This window comes from Streptomyces sp. NPDC008086, from assembly GCF_042957325.1.
In the GTDB taxonomy this organism is placed as follows: domain Bacteria; phylum Actinomycetota; class Actinomycetes; order Streptomycetales; family Streptomycetaceae; genus Streptomyces.
Genome location: NZ_JBIBIA010000006.1, coordinates 499354 through 522418, shown reverse-complemented (window position 1 = coordinate 522418; position 23065 = coordinate 499354). Strand labels below are relative to the sequence as shown.

At 70.3% G+C, this 23065-nt stretch carries 18 protein-coding genes; 3 read left to right on the top strand and 15 right to left on the bottom strand.

The features are described 5' to 3' along the window. Positions 1 to 215 precede the first annotated feature (215 nt). A complete protein-coding gene (locus tag ACFZBP_RS23740) occupies positions 216 to 923 on the bottom strand; it encodes a LuxR C-terminal-related transcriptional regulator (RefSeq protein WP_391415882.1) in 708 nt (235 codons plus the stop codon). A 759-nt stretch (positions 924 to 1682) separates the two neighbouring features. Between ACFZBP_RS23740 and ACFZBP_RS23735 the strand changes: the two genes are divergently transcribed. Beyond that, positions 1683 to 2456: a S8 family serine peptidase gene (locus tag ACFZBP_RS23735; protein ID WP_391415880.1), complete on the top strand. Its 774-nt coding sequence runs from the start codon at positions 1683 to 1685 to the stop codon at positions 2454 to 2456. A 71-nt stretch (positions 2457 to 2527) separates the two neighbouring features. Here the strand turns inward: ACFZBP_RS23735 and ACFZBP_RS23730 are convergent, their stop codons facing one another. The 13 genes from ACFZBP_RS23730 to rsmI form a co-directional block, all read right to left on the bottom strand. Beyond that, positions 2528 to 3034, bottom strand: coding sequence for a hypothetical protein (locus tag ACFZBP_RS23730; protein WP_391415878.1), 507 nt, complete (start codon positions 3032 to 3034; stop codon positions 2528 to 2530). Between the two features lie 20 nt (positions 3035 to 3054). Further along, positions 3055 to 3582 (bottom strand): hypothetical protein, encoded by a 528-nt coding sequence (locus ACFZBP_RS23725; protein ID WP_391415875.1) that lies wholly within the window; start codon positions 3580 to 3582, stop codon positions 3055 to 3057. Positions 3583 to 3627: 45 nt separating this feature from the next. Beyond that, entirely contained in the window at positions 3628 to 5295 is a 1668-nt protein-coding gene (locus ACFZBP_RS23720; protein WP_391415873.1) for an alpha/beta hydrolase, read from the bottom strand. Positions 5296 to 5671: 376 nt separating this feature from the next. Continuing rightward, positions 5672 to 7480 carry a PQQ-binding-like beta-propeller repeat protein gene (locus ACFZBP_RS23715; protein ID WP_391415871.1) on the bottom strand — a complete coding sequence of 603 codons (1809 nt, stop codon included), beginning with the start codon at positions 7478 to 7480 and terminating at the stop codon, positions 5672 to 5674. Positions 7481 to 7545: 65 nt separating this feature from the next. Continuing rightward, a complete protein-coding gene (locus ACFZBP_RS23710) occupies positions 7546 to 9348 on the bottom strand; it encodes a PQQ-binding-like beta-propeller repeat protein (protein WP_391415869.1) in 1803 nt (600 codons plus the stop codon). A gap of 311 nt (positions 9349 to 9659) precedes the next feature. Further along, positions 9660 to 11471, bottom strand: coding sequence for an ATP-binding cassette domain-containing protein (locus tag ACFZBP_RS23705; RefSeq protein WP_391415867.1), 1812 nt, complete (start codon positions 11469 to 11471; stop codon positions 9660 to 9662). A 143-nt stretch (positions 11472 to 11614) separates the two neighbouring features. Next, positions 11615 to 12736: an N-acetylmuramoyl-L-alanine amidase gene (locus ACFZBP_RS23700; protein ID WP_391415865.1), complete on the bottom strand. Its 1122-nt coding sequence runs from the start codon at positions 12734 to 12736 to the stop codon at positions 11615 to 11617. A 175-nt stretch (positions 12737 to 12911) separates the two neighbouring features. Continuing rightward, on the bottom strand, positions 12912 to 13826 hold the full coding sequence (locus tag ACFZBP_RS23695; protein ID WP_391415863.1) for a 4-(cytidine 5'-diphospho)-2-C-methyl-D-erythritol kinase: 915 nt from the start codon (positions 13824 to 13826) through the stop codon (positions 12912 to 12914). After that, positions 13827 to 14717 (bottom strand): 16S rRNA (adenine(1518)-N(6)/adenine(1519)-N(6))-dimethyltransferase RsmA, encoded by an 891-nt coding sequence (gene rsmA, locus ACFZBP_RS23690; protein WP_391415861.1) that lies wholly within the window; start codon positions 14715 to 14717, stop codon positions 13827 to 13829. Between the two features lie 147 nt (positions 14718 to 14864). Next, positions 14865 to 16262, bottom strand: coding sequence for a ubiquitin-like domain-containing protein (locus ACFZBP_RS23685; protein WP_391415859.1), 1398 nt, complete (start codon positions 16260 to 16262; stop codon positions 14865 to 14867). A gap of 142 nt (positions 16263 to 16404) precedes the next feature. Next, positions 16405 to 17286 (bottom strand): TatD family hydrolase, encoded by an 882-nt coding sequence (locus ACFZBP_RS23680; RefSeq protein ID WP_062722228.1) that lies wholly within the window; start codon positions 17284 to 17286, stop codon positions 16405 to 16407. Positions 17287 to 17347: 61 nt separating this feature from the next. Continuing rightward, positions 17348 to 17758, bottom strand: coding sequence for a hypothetical protein (locus ACFZBP_RS23675; protein WP_391415856.1), 411 nt, complete (start codon positions 17756 to 17758; stop codon positions 17348 to 17350). A gap of 190 nt (positions 17759 to 17948) precedes the next feature. Then, positions 17949 to 18797 carry a 16S rRNA (cytidine(1402)-2'-O)-methyltransferase gene (gene rsmI / locus ACFZBP_RS23670; protein ID WP_391415854.1) on the bottom strand — a complete coding sequence of 283 codons (849 nt, stop codon included), beginning with the start codon at positions 18795 to 18797 and terminating at the stop codon, positions 17949 to 17951. 62 nt (positions 18798 to 18859) lie between these two features. Here rsmI and ACFZBP_RS23665 point away from each other — a divergent pair, with 62 nt between their 5' ends. Beyond that, the gene (locus tag ACFZBP_RS23665) at positions 18860 to 20602 is read left to right on the top strand and encodes a phospholipid carrier-dependent glycosyltransferase (protein ID WP_391415852.1); all 1743 of its coding nucleotides are present in this window, start codon (positions 18860 to 18862) and stop codon (positions 20600 to 20602) included. A gap of 38 nt (positions 20603 to 20640) precedes the next feature. Here ACFZBP_RS23665 and ACFZBP_RS23660 read toward each other — a convergent pair whose 3' ends face one another. Next, a complete protein-coding gene (locus ACFZBP_RS23660) occupies positions 20641 to 21117 on the bottom strand; it encodes a hypothetical protein (protein ID WP_391415850.1) in 477 nt (158 codons plus the stop codon). A 232-nt stretch (positions 21118 to 21349) separates the two neighbouring features. On the opposite strand from ACFZBP_RS23660, the gene ACFZBP_RS23655 reads away from it, so the two are divergent. Beyond that, positions 21350 to 22990 (top strand): penicillin-binding transpeptidase domain-containing protein, encoded by a 1641-nt coding sequence (locus ACFZBP_RS23655; RefSeq protein WP_391415847.1) that lies wholly within the window; start codon positions 21350 to 21352, stop codon positions 22988 to 22990. Positions 22991 to 23065 lie beyond the last annotated feature (75 nt).

Here is a 23065-nt window from a genome sequence, read left to right as displayed (position 1 = left end):
CCGGAGCAGAAGACGGTGCGGGCTCATGAGCGTGGTCGTGGTCTGCCGTCGCTGATCTCGTCGTCCCGCACTGCCCCTTGGGGCGCGGTCACCCGCGACGGCATCCCCGGCCTCGGGCTCCGCGGCGACGATCAGCGGCTCCTGCTCGGTGCTGCGCTGACCGGGGGCCGCGCGGGTGATCAGCGCGGACAGCGAGTGAGGCGGGGCAGGAGTTGTCACGGCTCCCGCCCCACCTCCGTCTCCCCGGACGTGTGCGGGAGGGGGCCCGCCTGGTCCAGCAACCCCGTCCGCGCCGCCAACGCCGCCGCCTCGAGTCTCGACCCGACGCCCAGCTTCATCAGCACCCGTTGGACATGCGTACGCGCGGTCGACGGTGCGATGCCCATCCCCGCAGCGATCAGCCGGGTGTCCTCGCCGTCCGCGACCCGGACCAGGACCTCGACCTCGCGAGGCGTGAGCATCTGCAACAGCCGCTGCCCCTCGTCGTCCGGCTGGGCGGCCGGGTTGAGCAACTCGCTGAACGCGCCCTGCAGCAGAGAGGGCGCCACCGCGGCCTCCCCCGCCCGAGCCTTCATGATCGCCCGCTCGACGCCCTCTATGCGTTCGTCGTGCCGCACATAGCCGGACGCCCCCGCCGCGAACGCCGCCGCGATCCCCCGAGGACTCGGCACCGGCCCCAACACCAGCACAGCCACCTGCGGCCGCTCCCGCTTGATCTTCACCACCGGATCGAACATCCCCGGCTCCGCGGGCGAAGCGGTCCCCAGCAGACACACCTCGGGCGCCCGCGTGATCACCAGCTCCGCCGCCCCCGCGGCCGGCGCCGCCGCGGCCAGCACCCGATGCCCTCTCAGCTTCAACGCCGACGCCAACGCCTCCGCGAGCAACCGGTGGTCGTCGACCACCATGAGCCGCACTCCCATCGAGAAACCCCCCAGTCCCCCAAGACTCCGGTCCCCTCCGCACGGACGGACAGAGCCCCCCTCCCGACTCCCCCACCCTTCATGCCCCCGGAAGCTACACGCTTGTTCGACGTTGCGCTCCCCCTACCGGTGAGAAGTGCCCCGGAACGGCGGATTTTCCGGCGTTCCGCGCATTCGGCGAAGATGAGGCAGTATGCCAACGGTCCCTTCGTGTCACCGTTTGGCGAGCTCAGGGAAGCCCCAGGACTCGGCGATTGTGTCGCTGGGGCGGCGGCTGGAGGAGCGGGCGGGGATGGAGCCGGGGCGGGTGCCGGAGCCTGAGCCGGGGCGTGAGGGCGCGCCGCCCGCCCGGCCAGGTCGTGAGGCGAGGCGACCGGGCGAGGGGGCTCGGGTGGTGCGTTGCGGGTCAGGCGTCGGCGTTTTCAGAACGGCGAACGGCACCCTCCGCCTGGACAGCTTCGGGTGCCGTTCACCCCAACGGTGACCGGACAGGAGGCTGTCCGGGTCCGTCCAAGCCGGGTGTCTCAGGACGGTCGCGGCGGCTTCACGTGCGCCCCGGTGGTCAACCTCCCGTGCCCCGGCGCCTGGCCCGCAAGAGGTCGAACACGTCGGGCGGTGGCAGGAAGTGAGGCGCGCAGTCGCCGCACGCGTACACACTGAATCCGGGCCCGGAGTTCTGGTGCACCTCGGAGACGAGGACCGGAGTGTCGGTGACGCGGTCGCAGCGCACGCACATCCGCACGGGCAAGAAGGACGTCATTGTCGTTGGTCACTGGAAACGACGGAACTGGCAGCGAGCAGCCGCTCTATCCCGCCAGTTACCCCAGAGCAGTCGCGATGGGCGCGGTTAACAAAGCCGGGGAGATTTGGGCAAAGTCCAACTACGGCCCGAATACGTTGCTAACGGCTCCTGGCGTCAGCGTTGTCTCCACAGGCGGTTCCAACTCCGAGTACAACATTGGCGACGGCACCTCCGCCTCCACCGCCTACGTCTCCGCCGCCTGCGCCCTCCTCCGCGAGAGGTTCCCCGACCTCACCGCAGGCCAGATCGTCAACCGCCTCACCAAGACGGCCGGTCTCCCGGACGACGCCAAGGGCCTCAAGCTCCCCGACGAGAAGTACGGCTACGGCTACATCCAGCCGCTCGCCGCCCTCAAGCAGGACATCCCGGCCGGCCCCAAGAACGGCCCCCTGACCATGCCCGCCGCCGACTCCAGCAGCACCGGCAAAGACGACGCCTCCACACCCCCGGCTTCCACCAGCAGCTCGGACGACAGCAGCGGCCTGAGCACCACCACGATCCTCGCCCTCGCCGCAGGCGGAGTCCTCCTCGTCCTCATGATCGGCGCCCTCGCCGTCCGCAGCAAGAACCGCGCCCGCCGCGACAGCCCGCCGCCCGGCTTCACCACGCACGCCCAGCAGCAGCCGTACGGCAACCAGGCCGTGCCCCCGAATCTCTACCAGCAACACCCCACACCCCCAGCCACCCCACCGAACCAGCCCCCGCCAGGCGGCAACCCCTACCAGCGGTAGGAGCCGGGTCTGAACTGCAGGTTCGTCCGCCCTGCGGATCCCGCCGATCGATCAGGCAGGAGCGCGCCGCGTCAGCCGAAGTCGTTCGTGCCGGGCGTGGGGCGTATACCGATGGTCTCGTCGTACGTCGGCATATTGGTGCCGTACGAAGCGCGCGGGTCCAGCGGTGCATCGCCGGCCTGCTGGCCTCCCAGACTCCCTACCCGGTGCGACTCCCCGCCAGCCGGGCGCAGCGCCGGAGGCATCACGCCGGGAGTGGCCTGCGTTGCCGTGTCCGCTTCGGCCTTTTCGAAGTCCTGGGAAACTCGCTGGTCGTTCCATTCATGGCCGTTCGCAGACGATCTGAGGTTGTCGCCGCCGGCTTGGACGCGGGCATGCAAACCGTCAAGCGCGGGCTTCCAGCTGGTAGCGATCTCCGTCAGGGCCGACCCCATCGACCAACCCCTGAGTGAACTGCCCGCGGTGCCAGCCTCTTTGATGGCCTTGTCGGCCGGCCCCTTCATGGTGCGGGCGATGTCATCGCATGCGCCGGCGGAGGCGCGCAGCTCGGACGGGTCAGCTTTGGTGCTCTTGGACATGTCAGGTTCCTCTCAGGCGGTCAGAACTGCTGCTGCGTGGCTCCTGGAGGAAGGAAGCAAGGGGTGGAGACAGAGAGCCGGAGAGTGCCGGGTGGGTTAACCGAGTCCGCGATGAGCGAGTAGCCCTCACTGTCGCTCCTGGCGTACATGATTGCTTCAGGTGTTTCAGGGCGCTCGGTGTGGCTGGTAATGCGGATCCCGTGCTCCTCAAGCGCCTTACGAAGCTTACGGATGGCGGGGATGTGCTGCTTATCCGGGAGCTTTGCATAGCCAGTATAGGTGAGCGTATACCGCCCGTCTTCGGCCACTTCGTCGTTCTGACCTACGCAGGTGTCAAAACGCTTCCTCGGCGCAGGATCACCGGAGATCTCGACATCAGCATATCGTGCCATGGTCGAGGTGTAGTCCTTCGCCCATTGCAGCGATTCCTCCCTGCTCTTGCGAGGGAGGGGTTTGTTAATGTCGTCGGTTTGCTGGGACATGCAAGCTCCGGTGAAGAAGGTAATCGTGATTGCCAGGACAGCTATGAGCATGTTCTTGCGGAGCATCGTTCTCGCTTGTGGCTGGCGGAACATCGGAACAGTTGACGTTGATCACAGATGTCCGGGCGGTTGGGCCGGCATCGAGGGAGGAGGGTTGTATTCGCTCGGCTGACGGCCAGCAATGATCCGTCCTTGGTTTGCCAGGCTTTCGCTCATGCCATCCTTGTTCTCATCCCAGTAACCGCTGTGGCCGCTAGTGTCGGTTGCAAACCGATTCGCACCGAAGTAATCGGAAGTCACGTTATGCCCGACGCTCAGGTCTTGAGCATCTCTGACAAGGTCGTCTTCAGCCAGACCTACATAGACATGGCTTGGGTCAATATTGAGCTCTTCCGCTCGGTCCACGGTCATGCCGGGGCTGCCAACAACGGCAATATTGTCCGCATCCAAACCGTCGCCTCCGGCTGCTGCTGCGCCCACAGCGGTGGATCCGTAACTGTGGCCGAGCACAGTAAGGTTTGCCCTCTCACCTTCATGGGAGGCACGCAGGCCGTGCGTAAAGTCCCGCAAGTCTTGGGCACCATCCTCAGCCCGGCCGGGGCCAGCGACACTAAGGTTATTGGCCTCACTGATCGGAACTTCAGGAGCGTCGTAGCCCAGCCAGTACACCATGGCCGTTTCCGCAGTGGGATCTGCTTCCCCAGCCGAGTCCTGCAGCTTGCTGATGCGCCCCAACTGCCCTTCTGTGGAGTTCATTGTGGTACTGGTGCCCGGGACCTGGACACCGACATTGTCGGCCGTGTCCGGGTTGCCCATGGCGATGATGGCACGTCCATCTGCCTTGGAGTCGTAGCCGAGGAGGTACAGCTCCTTACCCTTGGGCGCACCGTCCCGGGCTTCGAGTTGCTCGTTGAGCACCTGCAGGTTGCTCAGGCGTTTGTTGACCGTTTCGTCACTCTCGCCCGGGAACCCTTCGTCCCAGCTACCCTCCTGGACCAGATTGAGTTCTTGGGCGAGGGCCGTGCGATTGGCGTCGTCGCGTACATTCGACGGCAGGCCGTCGGTCGCTCCGATCTGCTTCGGATAGAGAGTCGTGTAGGTCTGGCGCTCCTCGGGGCTGAGAGCCTTCCACCACTCCGCAGCGGCCTTTGGGTCGTCCTCGGGGATCTGTGGGGGCTGCTCGCCCAGCGCCTTCATCGCATTCTTGACGTCCTGGGCGGACTCCGCCGCCGCGTCGTGGCTGAGCGGGTCGGTGAGGATGTCGCCGTTCAGCTCCGCGAGGGCCTTCGTACCGTCATTGCTGGCTTTGTGCGCGTCGGCCAGAGCATCATCAATGGCTGCGCGGTGCTCCCCAAGCAGGGCACTGCGATCCGCGATGATTCTCTGTGCATCGGGATCTTGGCGTGGAAGATCCGTGGTCGTCGGGTCGCTGACCCAGCCGTCGTCGTCGACGTTGAAGCGGTCGTCCTCCGCACGCCGAACCGCATTGCGCAGGGCCGTCTGGGCCTGCTCCATCCAGAACCTGGTTGATTCCAGGACTGCGGAGATAGCCATGGCCTCCGTCTCCACCACGCCGATCCGCGACTCGACATCCTCCAGGTAGAAGAGGGCAGCGTTCGCGTCGTCCCCCTCCCAAGACTGGTGCAGCGGTCCCGTGACCTGCCGCCGATGGCGGTCGGTGAGGGAGTCCATGATCGTCGACAGCCCTCGCCACGACTTGGCCGCGGCCTCCAGGTCGGAGAAGTCCTGTTTCATCAGTCGGGAGAAGTCAGAAGCCACGCCGGCTCCCGCTCGGCCGACCCCAGGTATCTCCAGGACGTGGGAAGCCCACACAAGTAGGCATAAAGCAACCCCCGTTGCTTATAGGTCATCAGTTCGAGGCGTTCAGCCTAGCTGACGTCTCTCGCCCATGTGGGGCCGAACTCGCTGTTCAAGCCCAGAGCAACGCGGTGCCGGTGGCTGCCGTCAGCCCCCCGGAAGAAGCCTCCGTTCCCCACGTAACCGGAACGCATGTGTACAGCCCCGTCCACTCAAGGAGTTGAGTGAGTAGCCGGGGTCGAAAAACTATCGGCACTTCGCCGTGGTGGAAACGGCGGCGAGCAGCAGCCGTACGTGCGCGCCAACGACGCACCGACGACATCGCCCAGAACCCAACTCAGCCCTGCGCCCCGAACGCGATCACATGCACCTTCCGCGTGTCCGAACTCGTCAACTCGCTCGCGTACACGGCGGACATGTACAGCCGCCCCTGCGAGTAGATGATCTCGGAGTACTGCGGAGACAGCCGCGTCTCCACGTCCCGGACCGACCTCGACGCCGGGTTCTCCAGCAGCTCCGTCTCCTTGAACGTGCCGCCGTCGATGCTGACGATCTGCCCGCCCTTGTCGTACGGCGGCCGCTTGTACGCGATCACGTTGCCCCCGTCCATCCGCAACGGCGTCATCGTGTAGCGGTCACCCGCGTCGGCCCGCTGCCCGGTCTGCTTGCCGGTGGCGAGGTCGAAGGCGACGATCTCGTTGGTCATGCCGTAGGAGCCACGGCTGCCGTCGTGCTGCTTGGTCTCGACGTAGAGCCGGTCGTTGCCCACCACGACGCCCTTGCACTGCTCGATCGTGGTGACACCGGAGCAGCGGGCCTCGAACTGGTCGCTGGGCACGGAGATACGGATGCGCAGCTTGCCGGTCTTGTTGTCGATCGAGAAGACGTCCGAGAGGCCGATGGAGTCCGTGTCCCCGACCTCGGCGGCGACGACGAGCGGCTCGGTGGAGATGACGCTGGCGTACTCGACGCCCTCGGCCATCTTGTACTCGGAGATCACCGAGCCGGACTTCGGGTCGACCGTCAGGATGTGCAGCTGAGGCTGCTGGTAGGAGCCGCACTTGCGGATCGTGACCAGCTTCTCGCCCCCGGCGTACCCGAGGTCGTAGCAGCCGTCGTCGGCCTTCGGGACCCACAGCTGCTTGCCGGACTCGATGTCGAAGGCGGTGCCGCCGCTCGTGCCGCCGGCCGCGACGGTGTTGCCGCTGACGGTGATGTTGTCGAAGCGGATCGGTGACCCGTCCACCTCGGCGTGCTTCGTCCACAGCTTCTTGCCGGCGTCGAGGTCGATCGCCGCGACCTCGCTGCAGCCGTACGAGGGCCTGTCCTTGGTCGGCTTGCCGGGCTGGAACGCGACGGCGGTGAGGTTGTCGTCGTTGACGTGCTTGCTGGCCTGGCAGACCGGGCCGGGCAGCGGGATCGTCCAGAGCTTGGTGCCCTTCTCGGGGTCGTAGCCGACGATCTCCGAGACACCGCTCTTGACGTACGCCTTGTCGGTCAGCCAGGAGCCGGACACGACGACGCTGGTGTCGTCCTCGACCTTGGGTGCGGGGACCTGGAAGAGGACGGAGGAGTTGGTGTCGGAGGGCACCTTCTCGGTGCCGTCGGGGGTGTCGTCGCCCGCGCCGCCGCCCTCGCCGTCGGAGCCGCCGCTGGTGCCGCCGCTGGAGCTGGCGGTCTCGTCCTTGCCGGCGTCACCGGACTTGGCGTACCACACGCCGCCGCCGATGATCAGCGCGATCACCACGACGGCCGCGGCCACGATGACGGCCAGCTGCGAGCTGGACCTGCCACCGCCGCCGGGCCCGCCGGCCTGGTGGTGCAGCGGCACGGTCTGCTGCGGATAGCCGTAGCCGGGCGGCTGCGGCTGGCCGTACGGGGCCTGCTGCTGCCCGTAGGGGTTCTGCGGCTGACCGTACGGAGCGGGCGGCTGCTGGCCGGGGTGGCCGTACCCGCCCGGAGGGGTCTGCGGGGGCTGGGGCGGCTGCGGGTAGCCGTACCCGGACGGCGGCGGGCCCTGGGGCGGCGGCGGGGTCTGAGGCGCGCCGAAGCCGCCGCTCCCCGGCTGCTGGGGCGGCTGGTCCTGGGGCGGGCCGAACCCGCCCTGCGGGGGCTGGTTCGGCGGCGGAGGCGGCGGCTGGGTCATGGCGTGGGTACCTCAGGGGAGGGGGACGAAAGGGGCGGCGGCGAGGGGGTTGTCCGGCGCGCGCCTCACTTGCCGAAGGCGAGGATCAGCTTCTCCTTGGCGGCGTCGTTGCCGGTCAGCCGGGTGCTGGAGAGGTAGAAGCGCCCGTCGGCCCAGTCGAACGCCTTGGTGAAGAAGCCTCGTTCCACGTCCGAGGCGCTCGCCGGGTTCTTCAGCAGCGTCGTCGGCTTGGGGCTGCCGCCGGTGACCGGGATGGACACGACCTGGCCGCCCGCGTCGTACGACGGATCGACGTAGGCGATGAGCTTGCCGTCCTCGACCTTGATCGGCAGCATCGACTCCTCCGCCGGGGACTTCACACGCCACTTCTCCTTGCCGTTGGCGAGGTTGACCGCGACGATCTCGTTGGGGCCCGTGACTGCCTTGGTCGGCATGTAGAGCGTGTCGGCGTCGGCGGCCACGCCGGTGCAGCCCTGGAGGTCACGCTGGAGGATGGCCCAGCCGCACTGGGCGCCGATCTCCAGGGCGACGTCGACCTGCGAGCGGCGCTTGCCGTCGGGGCCGAAGGTGGAGATGTTCCACTGCTTCTTGTCCTCGTTGGTGCTGTAGATGACCAGCGGGTCCACGGAGAAGACGCGCGAGACCTTCCAGCCGTTGGCGAACTGCCAGGTCCACTTGGCCTTGCCGGTCGCCGGGTCCAGCTCCTGCACCTCGTCGTGCTCGTTGCTGCGGCTGGCGTTGCAGCCCGCCACGGCGATCAGCTTCTCGCCGCCCGCGAAGGAGTCCGGGAAGCAGGCGTCGCCGTACCGCTTCTTGTCCCACAGCTTCTCGCCGCTGTTGATGTCGTACGCGGTGCCGGACTGGGAGCGGGCCACCATCAGCGTCTTGCCGGTGATGGACAGTTCGACGTCGAGGGTGCTGTCGAACAGCGCGCCGTTCTCGACCGAGGCCTTCCAGCCCTTGGCTCCGGTGTTGAGGTCGATCTGCTGGAGCTGGTTGCACTTGGCGCGGTCGCTGCTGCCGCTCATGTACGCGACGACGACCTTGTCGTCGGCGGACTTCTGCGGGGTCACCGCGCAGATCTTCTCGGGGAAGGTGATCGGGTCCCAGGTGGCCTCGCCGTCACCGACGTTGTAGGCGAAGACCTGCTTGTACGCGGCCTTCACCGCGGCCTTGTCGGTGATCCACATGCCGGGGGCGTCGGCGCCGGAGCCGGGCGCGTCGGGCGCCGGCTTGTACCAGAGCACCTTCGAATCGCCGGCCTCACGGCCTCCGTTGAGGTTCTCCGGGTCGGCGCCGCCGCCACCGCCGTTGTCGGGGTCCTCGCTCGGGGACTCGGTGTTCTTCGCGTCGCCGCTCTCCTGGGCGACCGGCTTCTTCGGGTCGTCGTCCCCGCCGCGGGTCACCGCGAACACGGTGCCGCCGATGACGGCCAGCGCCGCGACCGCGGCACCGACGGCGAGGGCGGGCTTACCCTTGAAGGGGTTGCGCGAGCCGGGCTGCGGGGCACCGGGGTACTGCGGCTGGGGCGGGAAGCCGTAACCCTGTGCGGGCTGCTGGCCGTAGGGCCCTGGCTGCTGCGGATACCCGTACGGCCCCGGCTGCTGCGGTGGCTGACCGTACGGCCCCGGCTGCGGCTGCGGCGGCTGGCCGTACGGCCCGGGCTGCTGCGGGTAGCCGTAGCCGGGCTGCGGGGCGCCGGGCGGCGGGCCCTGCGGGGGCGGCGGCGTCTGGGGCGGACCCTGCGGCGGCGGGGGCGGCGACTGCGGGGCGTCCTGCGGAGGCTGCGGTGCGCCGAAGCCACCCTCCCGCGGGTCCTGCGGTGCGCCGAAACCGCCCTGGGGCGGCTGGTTGGGCGGCTGGCTCATGAACGGTTCCCCCTCGTGCCCGGTGTGGTGCCACGTCCTGCGCCATCGCGTTTCCGCCACACCGACGGTTCTCAGACTGTTCTCAGACGGCTCTTTCTATCACCCACCGCCGACACCCCACCGGGCCGTCTCGCCCGCTGTTCCCAAGGGAGGACCGGCTCGTGATGCCCCCGTTATCCGCCTTCACACCCCCTTCACCCAGGGCGCGCAGCGCCCGGGTTGAAGGGGCGCGGGGAACTACGCGACCAGCCACAACCGCGCCGCAGCCGACAACCGACACACAGCGGCACCCCCGTGTCGCTCCCTTACCGCTACGCGTCCTCCGCGAGTTCCAGCCACCGCATCTCAAGCTCATCCCGCTGCCCCGCCAAGTCCCGCAACTCCGCGTCGAGTTCGGCAACCTTCCCGAAGTCCGTGGCGTTCTCAGCGATCTGCGCGTGCAGCTTCGTCTCCTTCTCGGAGAGCTTGTCGAGCTGCCGCTCGATCCGCTGCAACTCCTTCTTCGCGGCCCGCGCATCGGCCGCACTCTTCTCCGGCACGACCTTCTCCGCCCCCGGCCCGGAGGTCGTGGCGGCGGCGGCCTGCGCCTCCATACGGTGCCGGCGCTCCAGGTACTCGTCGATGCCGCGCGGCAGCATCCGCAAGGTGGCGTCGCCGAGCAGGGCGAACACCCGGTCGGTGGTGCGCTCGATGAAGAACCGGTCGTGGGAGATGACGATCATCGAGCCGGGCCAGCCGTCGAGGACGTCCTCCAGCTGGGTGAGGGTCTCGATGTCGAGGTCGTTGGTGGGCTCGTCGAGGAAGAGGACGTTGGGCTCGTCCATGAGCAGACGCAGCAGCTGCAGCCGCCGCCGCTCACCGCCCGAGAGGTCCCCGACCGGCGTCCACTGCTTCTCCTTGCCGAACCCGAACGTCTCGCACAGCTGCCCGGCGGTCATCTCGCGCCCCTTGCCGAGGTCGACGCGCTCGCGCACCGCCTGGACGGCCTCCAGCACCCGCCAGTTCGGGTCGAGTTCGTCGACCTCCTGGGAGAGGTAGGCGAGCTTGACGGTCTTGCCGACGGCGATGCGGCCACCGGTGGGCTGGGTCTCGCCCTCCGTACGGGCAGCCTCGGCCATCGCCCGCAGCAGGGAGGTCTTCCCCGCGCCGTTGACACCGACGAGGCCGATGCGGTCGCCGGGGCCGAGCTGCCATGTCACGTGCTTGAGCAGGACCTTGGGGCCGGCCTGGACGGTGATGTCCTCCAGGTCGAAGACGGTCTTGCCGAGCCGGGACGAGGCGAACTTCATCAGCTCGCTGCTGTCCCGGGGCGGCGGCACGTCCTTGATGAGCTCGTTGGCGGCCTCGACGCGGAAGCGCGGCTTGGACGTCCGCGCGGGGGCGCCGCGTCGCAGCCAGGCCAGCTCCTTGCGGACGAGGTTCTGCCGCTTCACCTCTTCGGTGGCGGCGATGCGCTCGCGCTCGGCGCGCGCGAAGACGTAGTCGGAGTAGCCGCCCTCGTACTCGTAGACCGCGCCGCGCTGGACGTCCCACATGCGGGTGCAGACCTGGTCGAGGAACCAGCGGTCGTGGGTGACGCAGACGAGGCCGGAGCGCCGCTCGCGCAGGTGCTGGGCGAGCCAGGCGATGCCCTCGACGTCGAGGTGGTTGGTGGGCTCGTCGAGGACGATCAGGTCCTGCTCCTCGATGAGCAGCTTGGCGAGCGCGATCCGCCGCCGCTCGCCACCGGAGAGCGGGCCGATGACGGTGTCGAGGCCCTGCGGGAAGCCGGGCAGGTCGAGACCGCCGAAGAGGCCGGTGAGTACGTCCCTGACCTTCGCGTTCCCCGCCCACTCGTGGTCGGCCATGTCGCGGATGACCTCGTGCCGGACGGTGGCCTCGGGGTCGAGCGAGTCGTGCTGGGTGAGCACGCCGAGCCGCAGTCCGCCGGAGTGGGTGACCCGGCCGGTGTCGGCCTCCTCCAGCTTGGCCAGCATCCGGATCAGGGTCGTCTTGCCGTCGCCGTTGCGCCCGACGACGCCGATGCGGTCCCCCTCGGAGACGCCGAGCGACACACCGTCGAGCAGGGCACGGGTGCCGTACACCTTGCTGACGTTCTCGACATTGACCAGGTTGACGGCCATTTCTCTCCTGCCCAGGGGGACGATCGACCCTCCAGGGTAGTCGCGCACACCGACAGCCTGGCACCGCGGGGATTTCCGGGCACGGGTGCGCCCCGGGGATCCCCCGTGTCCCCGGGGCGCACCCGTGCCGAGCCGTGGCCGCGTCAGCGGCGGGCGGCTGCCGCGCGGACCTCGCCGAGGAGGTCGTACATGATCTGGCCGGGGCACTCGGTGGCGAGGTAGTCGCGGTGACCGCCGACCGTGTTGGTGTCCTTCTTGGTGCCGTTGACCGGGTTGGTGTAGGTGACCCGCGCCTGCGGGTCCAGGCCCTTGAACCGGGTGATCACCTTGATCAGGCGGATCAGGGAGGCCTTGGCCGCGTCCGTCGGGGCCTGGCCGTCGAGGTCGCCGATCAGGGCGATGCCGAGGGCGCCGGAGTTGTAGCCGGTGGTGTGGAAGCCGGTGACGAGGTCGCCGTCCTGGTTGAAGGCGGGGATGCCGTCGTCGCCGGAGTAGCGGCCCTCGTAGACGTTGCCCGCCTCGTCGATGAGGAAGTGGTAGCCGATGTCGCCCCAGTCGTTGGTGATCGCGTGGTACTCGTAGATCGCGCGTACCGTCGCGGCCGGGTCGGGGTCGGCGTTGGGCGTCGCGGTGTGGTGGACCGTGATGATCTGGAGCGGGTAGTACGTCTCGGGCGAGTTCACCGAGCCGTCCGGCTTGAACCGCTTGGACTCGTCGGCGCCCCAGGCGGCGCGCGAGAGGTAGCGGACGCCACGTACGCGCGTGGGCTCGCTCGGCACCCGGACGGTGCGGTTCGGGCCGTCGGTGGTGTCGATCGCGAGGGAGCGCACGCCGTCGATGCCGGTGGCGGCCCTCACCTCGTACGCCTTGGCGTTGTCGGCGGCGACCAGGGCCGTGCCACCGTCCTCGACGTGTGCGCAGCCGCTCGCCAGGTTCTGCCAGCCGCCGTCCGCGAGCCGGATGGCGGCGCCCGTCTCGGCGCCGGACCAGCGCACCCCGACGTAGGAGGCGGCGAAGGCGGTGGTGGCCGTGCCGGTGCCGGTGGCGGTCTCGGTCCGGGTGGTGGGGAACTTCTCCGGCGTCGTGCCGGAATCGCCGGAGCCGGACGCGGAGTTGTCGCTCTCGCCGGAGTCGGTGGCCGCGAACACCATCGGCGTGACGGCGGCTCCCGCGGCCACGGCACCGCCGGCGGCGATCATGCCGCGACGGGACAGTGAGCGCTTTCTGCGGTGAGACGGCTGGGCGGGGGTGGGGGATTCGGACACGGAAGTGTCCCCTTCCAGAAGTGCACTTGACGGTGGGGGCCGGACACGGGGCACACACGGGCCCGGCAGTTGAAACGTCAAGTGACCCTAACGGCCCCACCCGCCCCACCTGTACTGCGAACGCAGTACTTTCGTGTGGAGATCGGGCAAAGAACGCCTACTTGTGAGTACGGCGTCACGCTCCGGTGGTCCGCACGACGGTGGCGCCCGGCGCGGGCCCCGACGCGGCGCGCACCGCGCGGCAGGTGCCGGACGCCCGCAGGGTCTCGGCCACCTTCGCCGCCGACTCGGGGTCGCGGGCGAGGAACGCCGTCGTCGGGCCCGAGCCGGAGACCAGCGCGGTGAGCGCACCCGCGGCGCGGCCGGCGTCGAGGGTGTCGGCGAGTTCCGGGAAGAGGGAGAGGGCGGCGGGCTGCAGGTCGTTGGAGACGGCGGCGGCCAGCGCGTCGGGGTCGCCCTTCGCGAGGGCGTCGAGCAGCGGCTGGGAGGCGACGGGCTCGGGGATGACGGTGCCCTCGCCGAGCCGGTCGAACTCCCGGAACACGGCGGGCGTGGACAGCCCCCGGCCTGCCATCGCGAACACCCAGTGGAAGGCGCCGCCCACGTCGAGCACGCGCAGCTTCTCGCCCCGCCCGGTACCGAGGGCCGCCCCGCCGACCAGGCTGAACGGCACGTCGCTGCCCAACTCGGCGCAGATGTCGAGGAGTTCCTCACGGGAGGCGCCCGTGCCCCACAGCGCGTCGCAGGCCAGCAGCGCGCCCGCGCCGTCCGCGCTGCCGCCCGCCATGCCGCCGGCGACCGGGATGTCCTTGGCGATGTGGACATGGACGGCCGGTTCGAGACCACGGCGCTCGGCGAGGGCGATCGCCGCCCGCGCGGCCAGGTTCGTACGGTCGAGGGGGACCTGGTCGGCGTCCGGCCCCTCGCAGGTGATCCGGAGTTCGTCGGCCGGGGTCACGGTGACCTCGTCGTACAGGCCGACGGCCAGGAAGACGTTGGCCAGGTCGTGGAAGCCGTCGGGGCGGGCGGCGCCGACCGCGAGCTGGACGTTGACCTTGGCGGGGACGCGGACGGCGACGCTCGCGCTCACTTACTCGGACTCCTCGTGCTGGGCGGCGGCTTCCTTGTGCTCCGCGATGGCCGCGAACTCCTCGACCGTCAGGGCCTCGCCGCGGGCCTGCGGGGAGACGCCGGCCGCGACGAGGGCGGCCTCGGCGGCGGCGGCCGAACCGGCCCATCCGGCGAGCGCGGCGCGCAGTGTCTTGCGGCGCTGGGCGAAGGCGGCGTCCACGACGGCGAAGACCTCGCGCCTGGCGGCGGTGGTCCTGACCGGCTCGGTGCGCCGGGTCAGGGCGACGAGGCCGCTGTCGACGTTCGGGGCGGGCCAGAAGACATTGCGCCCGATGGCTCCGGCCCGCTTGACCTCGGCGTACCAGTTCGCCTTCACGGACGGCACGCCGTACACCTTCGAGCCGGGGGCGGCGGCGAGGCGGTCGGCGACCTCGGACTGCACCATGACGAGGGTGCGTTCGATGCTCGGGAAGGTGGCGAGCATGTGGAGGAGGACCGGGACGGCCACGTTGTAGGGGAGGTTCGCGACCAGCGCGGTGGGCGGCGGGCCGGGCAGTTCCGTGACGTGCATCGCGTCGGAGTGCACCAGCGCGAAACGGTCGGCGAGCTCGGGCATGCGGGCCGCGATGGTGGCGGGCAGCGCCGCGGCCAGGACGTCGTCGATCTCGACGGCGGTGACGCGGTCGGCCACCTCCAGCAGGGCGAGCGTGAGGGAGCCGAGTCCCGGGCCGACCTCCACCACCACGTCGTCGGGGCGGACCTCCGCGGTGCGCACGATACGGCGGACCGTGTTCGCGTCGATCACGAAGTTCTGGCCACGCTGCTTGGTGGGGCGCACACCGAGGGCGGCCGCCAGTTCACGGACGTCGGCGGGGCCCAGGAGGGCGTCGGAGGTGGGGCTGCTGCTCACGGCCACAAGGGTACGGGGCGGTACGCTCCGCTGTTGCACGGTGATCAGCCACGGGCCGGTGGGGGCTGGTCGCGCCCACGCGGCGGAGCCGCATATGTCACAGCCCCGCGCCCCTTTGGGGGCGCGCCCCCGCTGCCTTGGTACCGCTCACCCGTGCAACCGCTCCCCGCAGTGCGGCCATGGGCTCGCCCCCTGCCGCACGTACAGCTTCTTCGCCCGCATCGTCTGTTCCTCCGCCGGGGCGTCCTGCGGGCGGCCCTCGCCGCCGAGGTTGTGCCAGGTCTGGGTGTCGAACTGGTACAGCCCGCCGTACGTCCCCGAGGAGTCGACCGCGTCCGGGCGTCCCCCGGACTCGCAGGCCGCCAGCCCCTGCCAGTCCAGGCCCCCGGCGGCGCGCACGGACGTCGGCAGCGGCTTGGTCCCGACCTTCACCACCTGGGTCTGCGGCTCGCGCACCACCTCGGACCTGATCCGCCGGGGCTTCTGCTTGACGCCGTTGACGGTGCGCAGGGAGTACGTGACCCGGCGCAGGCCCACCCGGCCCGCCCGCTCGACGACCTCCGTGCCCTTGAACACCGAGGGGTCCTCGACCCGCTGCACGGCGAACTGGATCGCCTCGTCGTGGATCTCCTTGCGGCCGGTGATCCGCAGCACCGTGACCGCCTGCCCGTCGCGCGGGAAGCTGTCCAGGGGGACGGAGGTGGTGTCCTGGCCGCGCAGCGTGATGCCCGCCTGACGCACGACCTCGCCCACGGTCGCGGCGTTGGTGCGGATGGTGCGTGCCCGGCCGTCGGCCATGACCGTCACGCCGCGTTCGGTCCGCACGTCCAGCGTGAGCCCCTCCCGCCCGATGCGCCGGGAACGCGACGTGGAGACGTACGCCCCTTCCGCGCGCACCCCGATCTGCCGCAGCGCCGCCTCCACCGTCCGCTCCGTCGTCCACACCTCGCGCCGCTGCCCGTCGAGGGTCAGCCGCACGGGCCGCCCGTAGCGCACCGCGATCTCGTCACCGCTGGTGAGGGCCGCGTCGACGGCGGGTGCCACGGCGTCGCGCGCGCCCACGTCGACGCCCTCCTCCTCGAGGAGTTCGGTGACGTCGTCGGCGAAGGTGTGCAGGGTGCGCGGCTTGCCGTCGACGTTGAGCTCGATCGCCTTGTCCTTGGCGACGAAGGCGCTCGTGCCGCCCGCGAGGAAGGCCACGACCAGGGCCTGCGGGACGAGCCGGCGCATGGGTCCGTCGCCCCGCTCGGCGAGCCGCGTCCTGCGCCGGTGCGCGGCGCGCCGGCCGCTGCGGGGGCGCACGAGGGGCTCGTACTCCGTTTCGGGCTCCTCGTAGGCGGGCCGGTAGGTGTCGTCGTACGCGCCGCCGTACAGGTCACGCCCCTCGTATCCCTCGTATCCCTCGTACCCGCCGTATCCCTCGTACGAGGGGGCCGTCCCCACGCCGTACGCCAGCGTCTGGACGCTGTGCGGGTCGAAGCCGCCGTACCCCGGGGGCCGGTGGGCCGGGCTCGGGCCATACGTCTCGTACTGCACGTTGCTCACGACGACACGCTCCAGCGGAGGGGTCCGTTTCAGGGCCCCCAGAACCTAGCGGAGCGGTGAAAACTCTCCAAAGCGACGCGACTGCCCATAGTCGCGACAAGTCGGAGGTGTACCCCTGCGAGCGTTATGCGGCGGTTATCCGTCAGTAGCCGAAGGCATGTGCCGTGTTCGCCCCGAGGGCCGTCGCCAGCGCGTCCTCGTCGATCCCCCGGACGGCGGCCATGGCGCGCACCGTGATCGGAATGAGATACGGCGCGTTGGGCCGTCCGCGGTACGGCGCCGGTGTGAGGAAGGGCGCGTCGGTCTCCACGAGGAGCAGTTCCAGCGGGGCCACCGCCACCGCGTCCCGCAGGTTCTGGGCGTTCTTGAAGGTGACGTTGCCCGCGAAGGACATGTAGTAGCCGGCGCGGGCGCACACCTCGGCCATCTCGGCGTCCCCGGAGTAGCAGTGGAAGACGGTCCGCTCGGGCGCGCCCTCCTCCTTCAGCACCCGCAGCACGTCCGCGTGGGCCTCGCGGTCATGGATGACCAGGGCCTTGCCGTGCCGCTTGGCGATCTCGATGTGGGCGCGGAAGGACGCCTCCTGCGCCTCCTTGCCCTCGGGGCCGGTGCGGAAGTAGTCGAGGCCGGTCTCGCCGACGCCCTTCACCTGCGGGAGCGCGGCGAGGCGGTCGATCTCCGCGAGTGCCTCGTCGAGCGCCCGCGCACCACCCGGCTCGCGCGCCCCCTGCCGGGACCAGCCGTCGGGGTCCCCGTGCACGATGCGCGGCGCCTCGTTCGGGTGCAGGGCGACCGTCGCGTGCACGGCGTCGTACCGCGCCGCCGTCTCGGCCGCCCACTGGGAGCCGCGTACGTCGCAGCCCACCTGCACGACCGTGGTCACCCCGACCGACGCCGCCTTGGCCAGACCCTCGTCCACCGTGCCGGACTGCATGTCGAGGTGGGTGTGCGAGTCGGCGACCGGCACCCGGAGCGGCTCCGGGAGCGGCGGGGCGGCGTGCTTGTCGGAGGTGTTCGAAGGCATGCCCCGATCCTACGAAAGGAGCATGCCGTCGAACCGGTCGGCCTTTCGGCCGGCGCCGGGCTCAGCTCGCCTTGCGGTGGAAGACGTGCAGCAGGTCGGAGAGGTGCCAGTGGTGGTCCTCCTTGGGCGCCGTGGCGTCCGACGGCACGCCCGGCACCTCCACGGGACCGGCCGACGGCACCCGGCGCTGCTGGTGCACCGCGTTGCGCACCGAGGAGACCCGCCCCGGACGCATGATGCGCACGAGGTGGTTGTCGCAGTTGGGGCACGTGGGCCGGCTCAGCGGCGACGGCACGACCTGGCCGTCGGCCACGTACATCACGAACTCACGGCCTTCGCCGTCTATGTGGTGCTCTATCTCGTACGACTGCTCCCAGCCGTGCCCGCAGCGCATGCAGGCGAAGGAGTACGACTCGTTGACGACGGCGGTCGCACCGTTGCGAAGGCCAGTGTGTCCGGTGATCTCGCTCATGCCAGCTCCTGTGGTCCGCTGGTGGGACGGGTTGCGTCCCACCACCCAGTGGACTCCTCCGCAGGAGCGAACGCACGCCATCTGTCCACTGTTGGGGGCGACTTGGACGTTCCTTGCCGAAAGGCCCGGCTCCCTTTACCCCCGCATGGGGCGCACGCTCATGCGATATACGCCCTGCTCACACGGCGTTTCACGCCCCGGCGTTCTTGGCCGCCACCACGGCGTCGAAGACCTCCCGCTTGGGCAGCCCGGCCTCCGCCGCCACCGCCGCGATGGCCTCCTTGCGCCGCTCCCCCGCCTCTTCGCGCACGCGAACACGCCGGACCAGCTCGGCGGCGTCGACCTCCTCGGCGCCCTTGTCCGGCGCCCCCTCGACGACCACGGTGATCTCCCCGCGCACCCCCTCGGCCGCCCACGCCGCGAGCTCCCCCAGCCCACCGCGCTTGACCTCCTCGTACGTCTTGGTCAGCTCCCGGCACACCGCGGCCCGCCGCTCGGCTCCGAACACCTCGGCCATCGCGGCGAGTGTGTCGTCGAGCCGGTGCGGGGCCTCGAAGTAGACGAGCGTCCGCCGCTCCTGGGCCACCTCCCTGAGCCGCGACAGCCGCTCGCCCGCCTTGCGCGGCAGGAACCCCTCGAAGCAGAACCGGTCGACGGGCAGCCCGGACAGGGCGAGCGCGGTCAGCACGGCGGACGGCCCCGGCACCGCCGTGACCCTGACGTCCTTCTCCACCGCGGCCGCGACCAGCCGGTACCCGGGGTCGGACACCGACGGCATCCCGGCGTCCGTCACCAGCAGCACCCGCGAGCCCGCCAGCAGCGCCTCGACCAGCTCGGGTGTCCGCGCGGCCTCGTTGCCCTCGAAGTACGACACGACCCGCCCCGTCGGCTGCACGTCCAGCGCCTGGGTGAGGCGCTTGAGCCGGCGCGTGTCCTCGGCGGCGATCAGGTCCGCGCCGGCGAGCTCCTCGACCAGCCGGGGCGGGGCGTCCTTGACGTCGCCGATGGGGGTGCCTGCCAAAACAAGGGTTCCTGTCACGTTTCCATCCTCGCAGGGCGCATCCGCGCGACTGTCACAGACGTGTTCCCTACGATGGCGCGGTGACCAGTACCGCGTCCTCCACGGACACCCGGCAGGGCCAGGCGACCCACGAGCAGCGGCCGTCGTGGCAGCAGCGGCTGCGCCGATTCGGCTACACGGCGACGCCCTGGAGCGACGTCCGCGACCGGCTCGTGCCGCCGTATGTCCAGCCCAGCCCGCGGATGTGGCAGTTCCTCGGCGTACCGCGGCCGCTCGCCGAGCGGATCGCGCGCTGGTCGGGCTGGATCGGTCCGCTGCTGGTGACGCTGCTCGCCGGGGTGCTGCGGTTCTGGAACCTGGGCAGCCCCAAGGCGGTGATATTCGACGAGACGTACTACGCCAAGGACGCCTGGGCGCTGGTCCACCGCGGTTTCGAGGTCAACTGGGACAAGAACGCCAACGACCTGATCCTCGACATCGGCAGCCAGGTCAAGATCCCGACGGACGCGGCGTACGTCGTCCACCCGCCGGTCGGCAAGTACGTCATCGGGCTGGGCGAGCTGGTCTTCGGGTTCAACCCGTTCGGCTGGCGGTTCATGACGGCGCTGCTGGGCACCCTGGCCGTCCTGCTGCTGTGCCGTATCGGCCGCCGTATCTTCCGCTCGACCTTCCTCGGCTGCCTCGCGGGCGCGCTGATGGCGGTGGACGGGCTGGCGTTCGTGATGGCGCGCACCTCGCTGCTCGACGGGGTGCTGATGTTCTTCGTGCTGGCGGCGTTCGGCTGCCTCGTCCTCGACCGGGACCGGGCCCGCGCGCGCCTCGCCGCCGCGCTGCCGGCCGACCCGGACGGCCGGGTCCGCCCCGACGCGGACGTCGCGCAGACCCTTCGCCTGGGATGGCGCCCCTATCGCTGGCTGGCCGGTCTGATGCTGGGCCTGGCGATCGGCACCAAGTGGAACGGCCTGTACTTCCTGGTCGCGTTCGGCCTGATGACGGTGCTGTGGGACGTCGGCGCCCGCAGGGTCGCCGGTGCCCGCCACCCCTACACCGCGGTCCTCAAGCGCGACCTGGGCCTCGCCTTCCTGGCGACGGTGCCGGTGGCGATCGTCACCTACATCGCGTCGTGGGCCGGCTGGATCCTCTCCCCGACGGACGGCACCGGCGGCTACTACCGCAACTGGGCGGGCGCCGACGGCCGCGGCAGCAGCTGGTCGTGGCTGTTCCCCGACTGGTGGCTGAGCCTGTGGCACTACGAGTCCCAGGTGTACGAGTTCCACGTCGGCCTGTCGTCGCCGCACACCTACCAGTCCAACCCGTGGAGCTGGATCGTCGTCGGCCGCCCGGTGTCGTACTTCTACGAGTCCCCCGCGCCCGGCAAGGACGGCTGCCCCGTCGACGCGGGCGAGAAGTGCGCGCGCGAGGTGCTGGCGATCGGCACCCCGCTGTTGTGGTGGGTGGCCGCGTTCGCGGTCCTGTACGTCCTGTGGCGCTGGGTCTTCCGCCGCGACTGGCGGGCGGGCGCCATCGCCTGCGGCGTCGCGGCCGGCTACCTCCCCTGGTTCCTCTACCAGGAACGCACCATCTTCTTCTTCTACGCCGTCGTCTTCCTGCCCTTCCTCTGCCTGGCCGTGGCCATGCTCCTGGGCGCGATCATCGGCCCGCCGGGCTCCAGTGACACCCGCCGGGTGGCCGGCGCCACGGGCGCGGGCGTCCTGGTCCTGCTGATCGCCTGGAACTTCATCTACTTCTGGCCCCTCTACACGGGCACGGCGATCCCCATAGACAGCTGGCGCTCGCGGATGTGGCTGGACACCTGGGTGTAGCCGGCCGACGGACGGCGACGGCCGGTCGCCGGTGATCGTCAGCGGCCGTCACCGGTCACGCCCAGCCGGACTGACGACGGCCCGACGCGTCCGCAGCCACAGTGCCGCCCGCGCCGCGGGGTGTGCGGGGCCTGCTTCGGGCTCCCCTTGTCGGCGGCGCGCAGCACCGTGATCATCGCCGCGGCACCGCTCAGCAGCCCGCCGAAGCCGGACACCCCGGAGACCACGACCGGCAGGATGCTCGGCGAGGCCGACGCGCTCTCCAGGGCCGCGACATCCTCCGCCGGCTCTGCCTCGTCCACATCCCCCGGTGGCGCGCTCTCGTGGCTGCCGCTGACGGGGGCCAGGACGACGGCACGGTCCTCCGCGGCCCACGACACGAACGAGCCGAGGCAGAGCGCGAACAGAGCGGCGGCGGCGATCAGCCAGAGCAGCGAGGCACGGGCCGTGACCCGTCGGCGCAGGGCCGACAGCAGCGCCTGCCAGATCCGGGTCGGTTCAGTGCTGCTCAGCATGTCGATCGCTCCTCGTCTCCGTGGTGCCACACCTCCGCGGCGACCCCTGCCTCCATTGCGCCCCGGCCGCAGGTTCGCGTCACGGCACTGCATTTCGGGGCTTGACAACCCCCGGGCCAGCCCGTTCGTTCGGCCAAGAATCGGTCACACATTCGGACAACAAAAGAAAACAGTTCCCCCAGTGGTCCCCCACGCCACTTACAGTGCGGTGGACCGAAACGGGGAGGGACACATGTCCAAGGGGGTCAGAAACGCCGTCATAGGCGGCGTGTTCGCCCTGATGGTGGGCGGGGCCGGGTACGGCGCGTACAACATCATGTCGGCGTTGAACGGCGGAGGGGCGACCGGCCAGGGAGGGCCGGCGCCGGTGCGGTCGGGGCCGCCGAGCGCCGAGGAGGTCGAGGAGACCACGGCGAAGTTCTTCGCGGCCTGGGAGAAGGGGGAGTCGGCCCAGGCGGCGGCGTACACGAACAACGACGCGGCGGCCGTGCCGGTGCTGACGTCCTTCAGCGAGGGCGCGCACATCACCGGCGTGAAGATCACGCCGGGCAGGGCGACCGGCGCGACCGTGCCCTTCACGGTGAAGGCGAAGGTCACCTACGACGGCAAGTCCAAGCCGCTCAGCTACAAGAGCGAGCTCAAGGTGGTGCGCGGCATCACCACCGGCCGGGCCCTCGTCGACTGGCAGCCGACCGTGATCCACCCGCAGCTGAAGAAGGACGACAGGCTGGTCACCGGCGAGGCCTCGGCCCCGCCCATCGAGGCCGTCGACCGCGACGGCACCGTGCTGACGAAGGAGAAGTACCCCTCCCTCGGCCCGGTCCTGGACACCCTGCGCGACAGATACGGCAGCAAGGCGGGCGGCACCCCCGGCATCGAGCTGGCGATCCGGCACGCCGACGAGTCGCCGGACACCTCGCTGCTGACCCTCGCCAAGGGCAGGCCCGGCAAGCTGGAGACGACGCTCAGCGCGAGCGTGCAGGCGGCGGCCGAGAAGGCGGTGAAGAAGTACGCCCAGTCCTCGGTGGTGGCCGTCAAGCCGAGCACCGGCGAGGTCCTGGCGGTGGCCAACCACCGCGACGACGCCTTCAACGCGGCCTTCGAGGGACGTGTCCCGCCGGGCTCCACGATGAAGATCATCACCTCGGCGATGCTGATCGACAACGGCGTGACCACGATGAACGGGCCCGCGCCCTGCCCGTCCACGGCGACCTGGCAGAGCCAGACCTTCAAGAACCTCACCGGTATGAAGCCGGACGAGAGCGCGAGCGCCACGCTCGCGGCCGGCTTCATGCGCTCCTGCAACACGGCCTTCATCAAGCTCGTCGACGAGGATCCGCTCTCCGACGCCTCGCTGACGGCGGAGGCCGAGCAGCGCTTCGGGCTCGGCCGCGACTGGAAGACCGGCATCACCTCCTTCGACGGCAGCGTCCCCGCCTCCACCGGCCCGGACCGCGCGGCCAACGCCATCGGTCAGGGCCAGGTCGAGATGAACCCGCTGAACATGGCCTCGGTGACGGCGACCGCGATCACGGGCACGTTCCGGCAGCCGTACCTGGTCGCCCGCGACCTCGACGACCGCCCGTTCGCCACCGCCGACGGGCTGCGGTCGAGCACCGTCGCCCAGCTGAAGCAGATGATGCGACTGACCGCGACCTCGTCCCCGGGCACCGCCGTGCAGGTCATGTCCGGGCTGAGCGGTGACATCGGCGCCAAGACCGGTTCCGCCGAGGTCGGCGGAGAGGCCACCTCGGACAGCTGGTTCACCGGTTTCCGCGATGACGTGGCGGCCGCGGCCATGGCCCAGCAGGGCGGCCACGGCAGCGACGCGGCGGGCCCGATTGTCGCAGACGTGCTACGAGCGTCCGGCTGAACTCATCCCCTGGGGCACGGGACTCTAGGGTGGTCCCCGTCGTTGGTATGCGTGAGTCAGGCGGGGCGGCGGGGG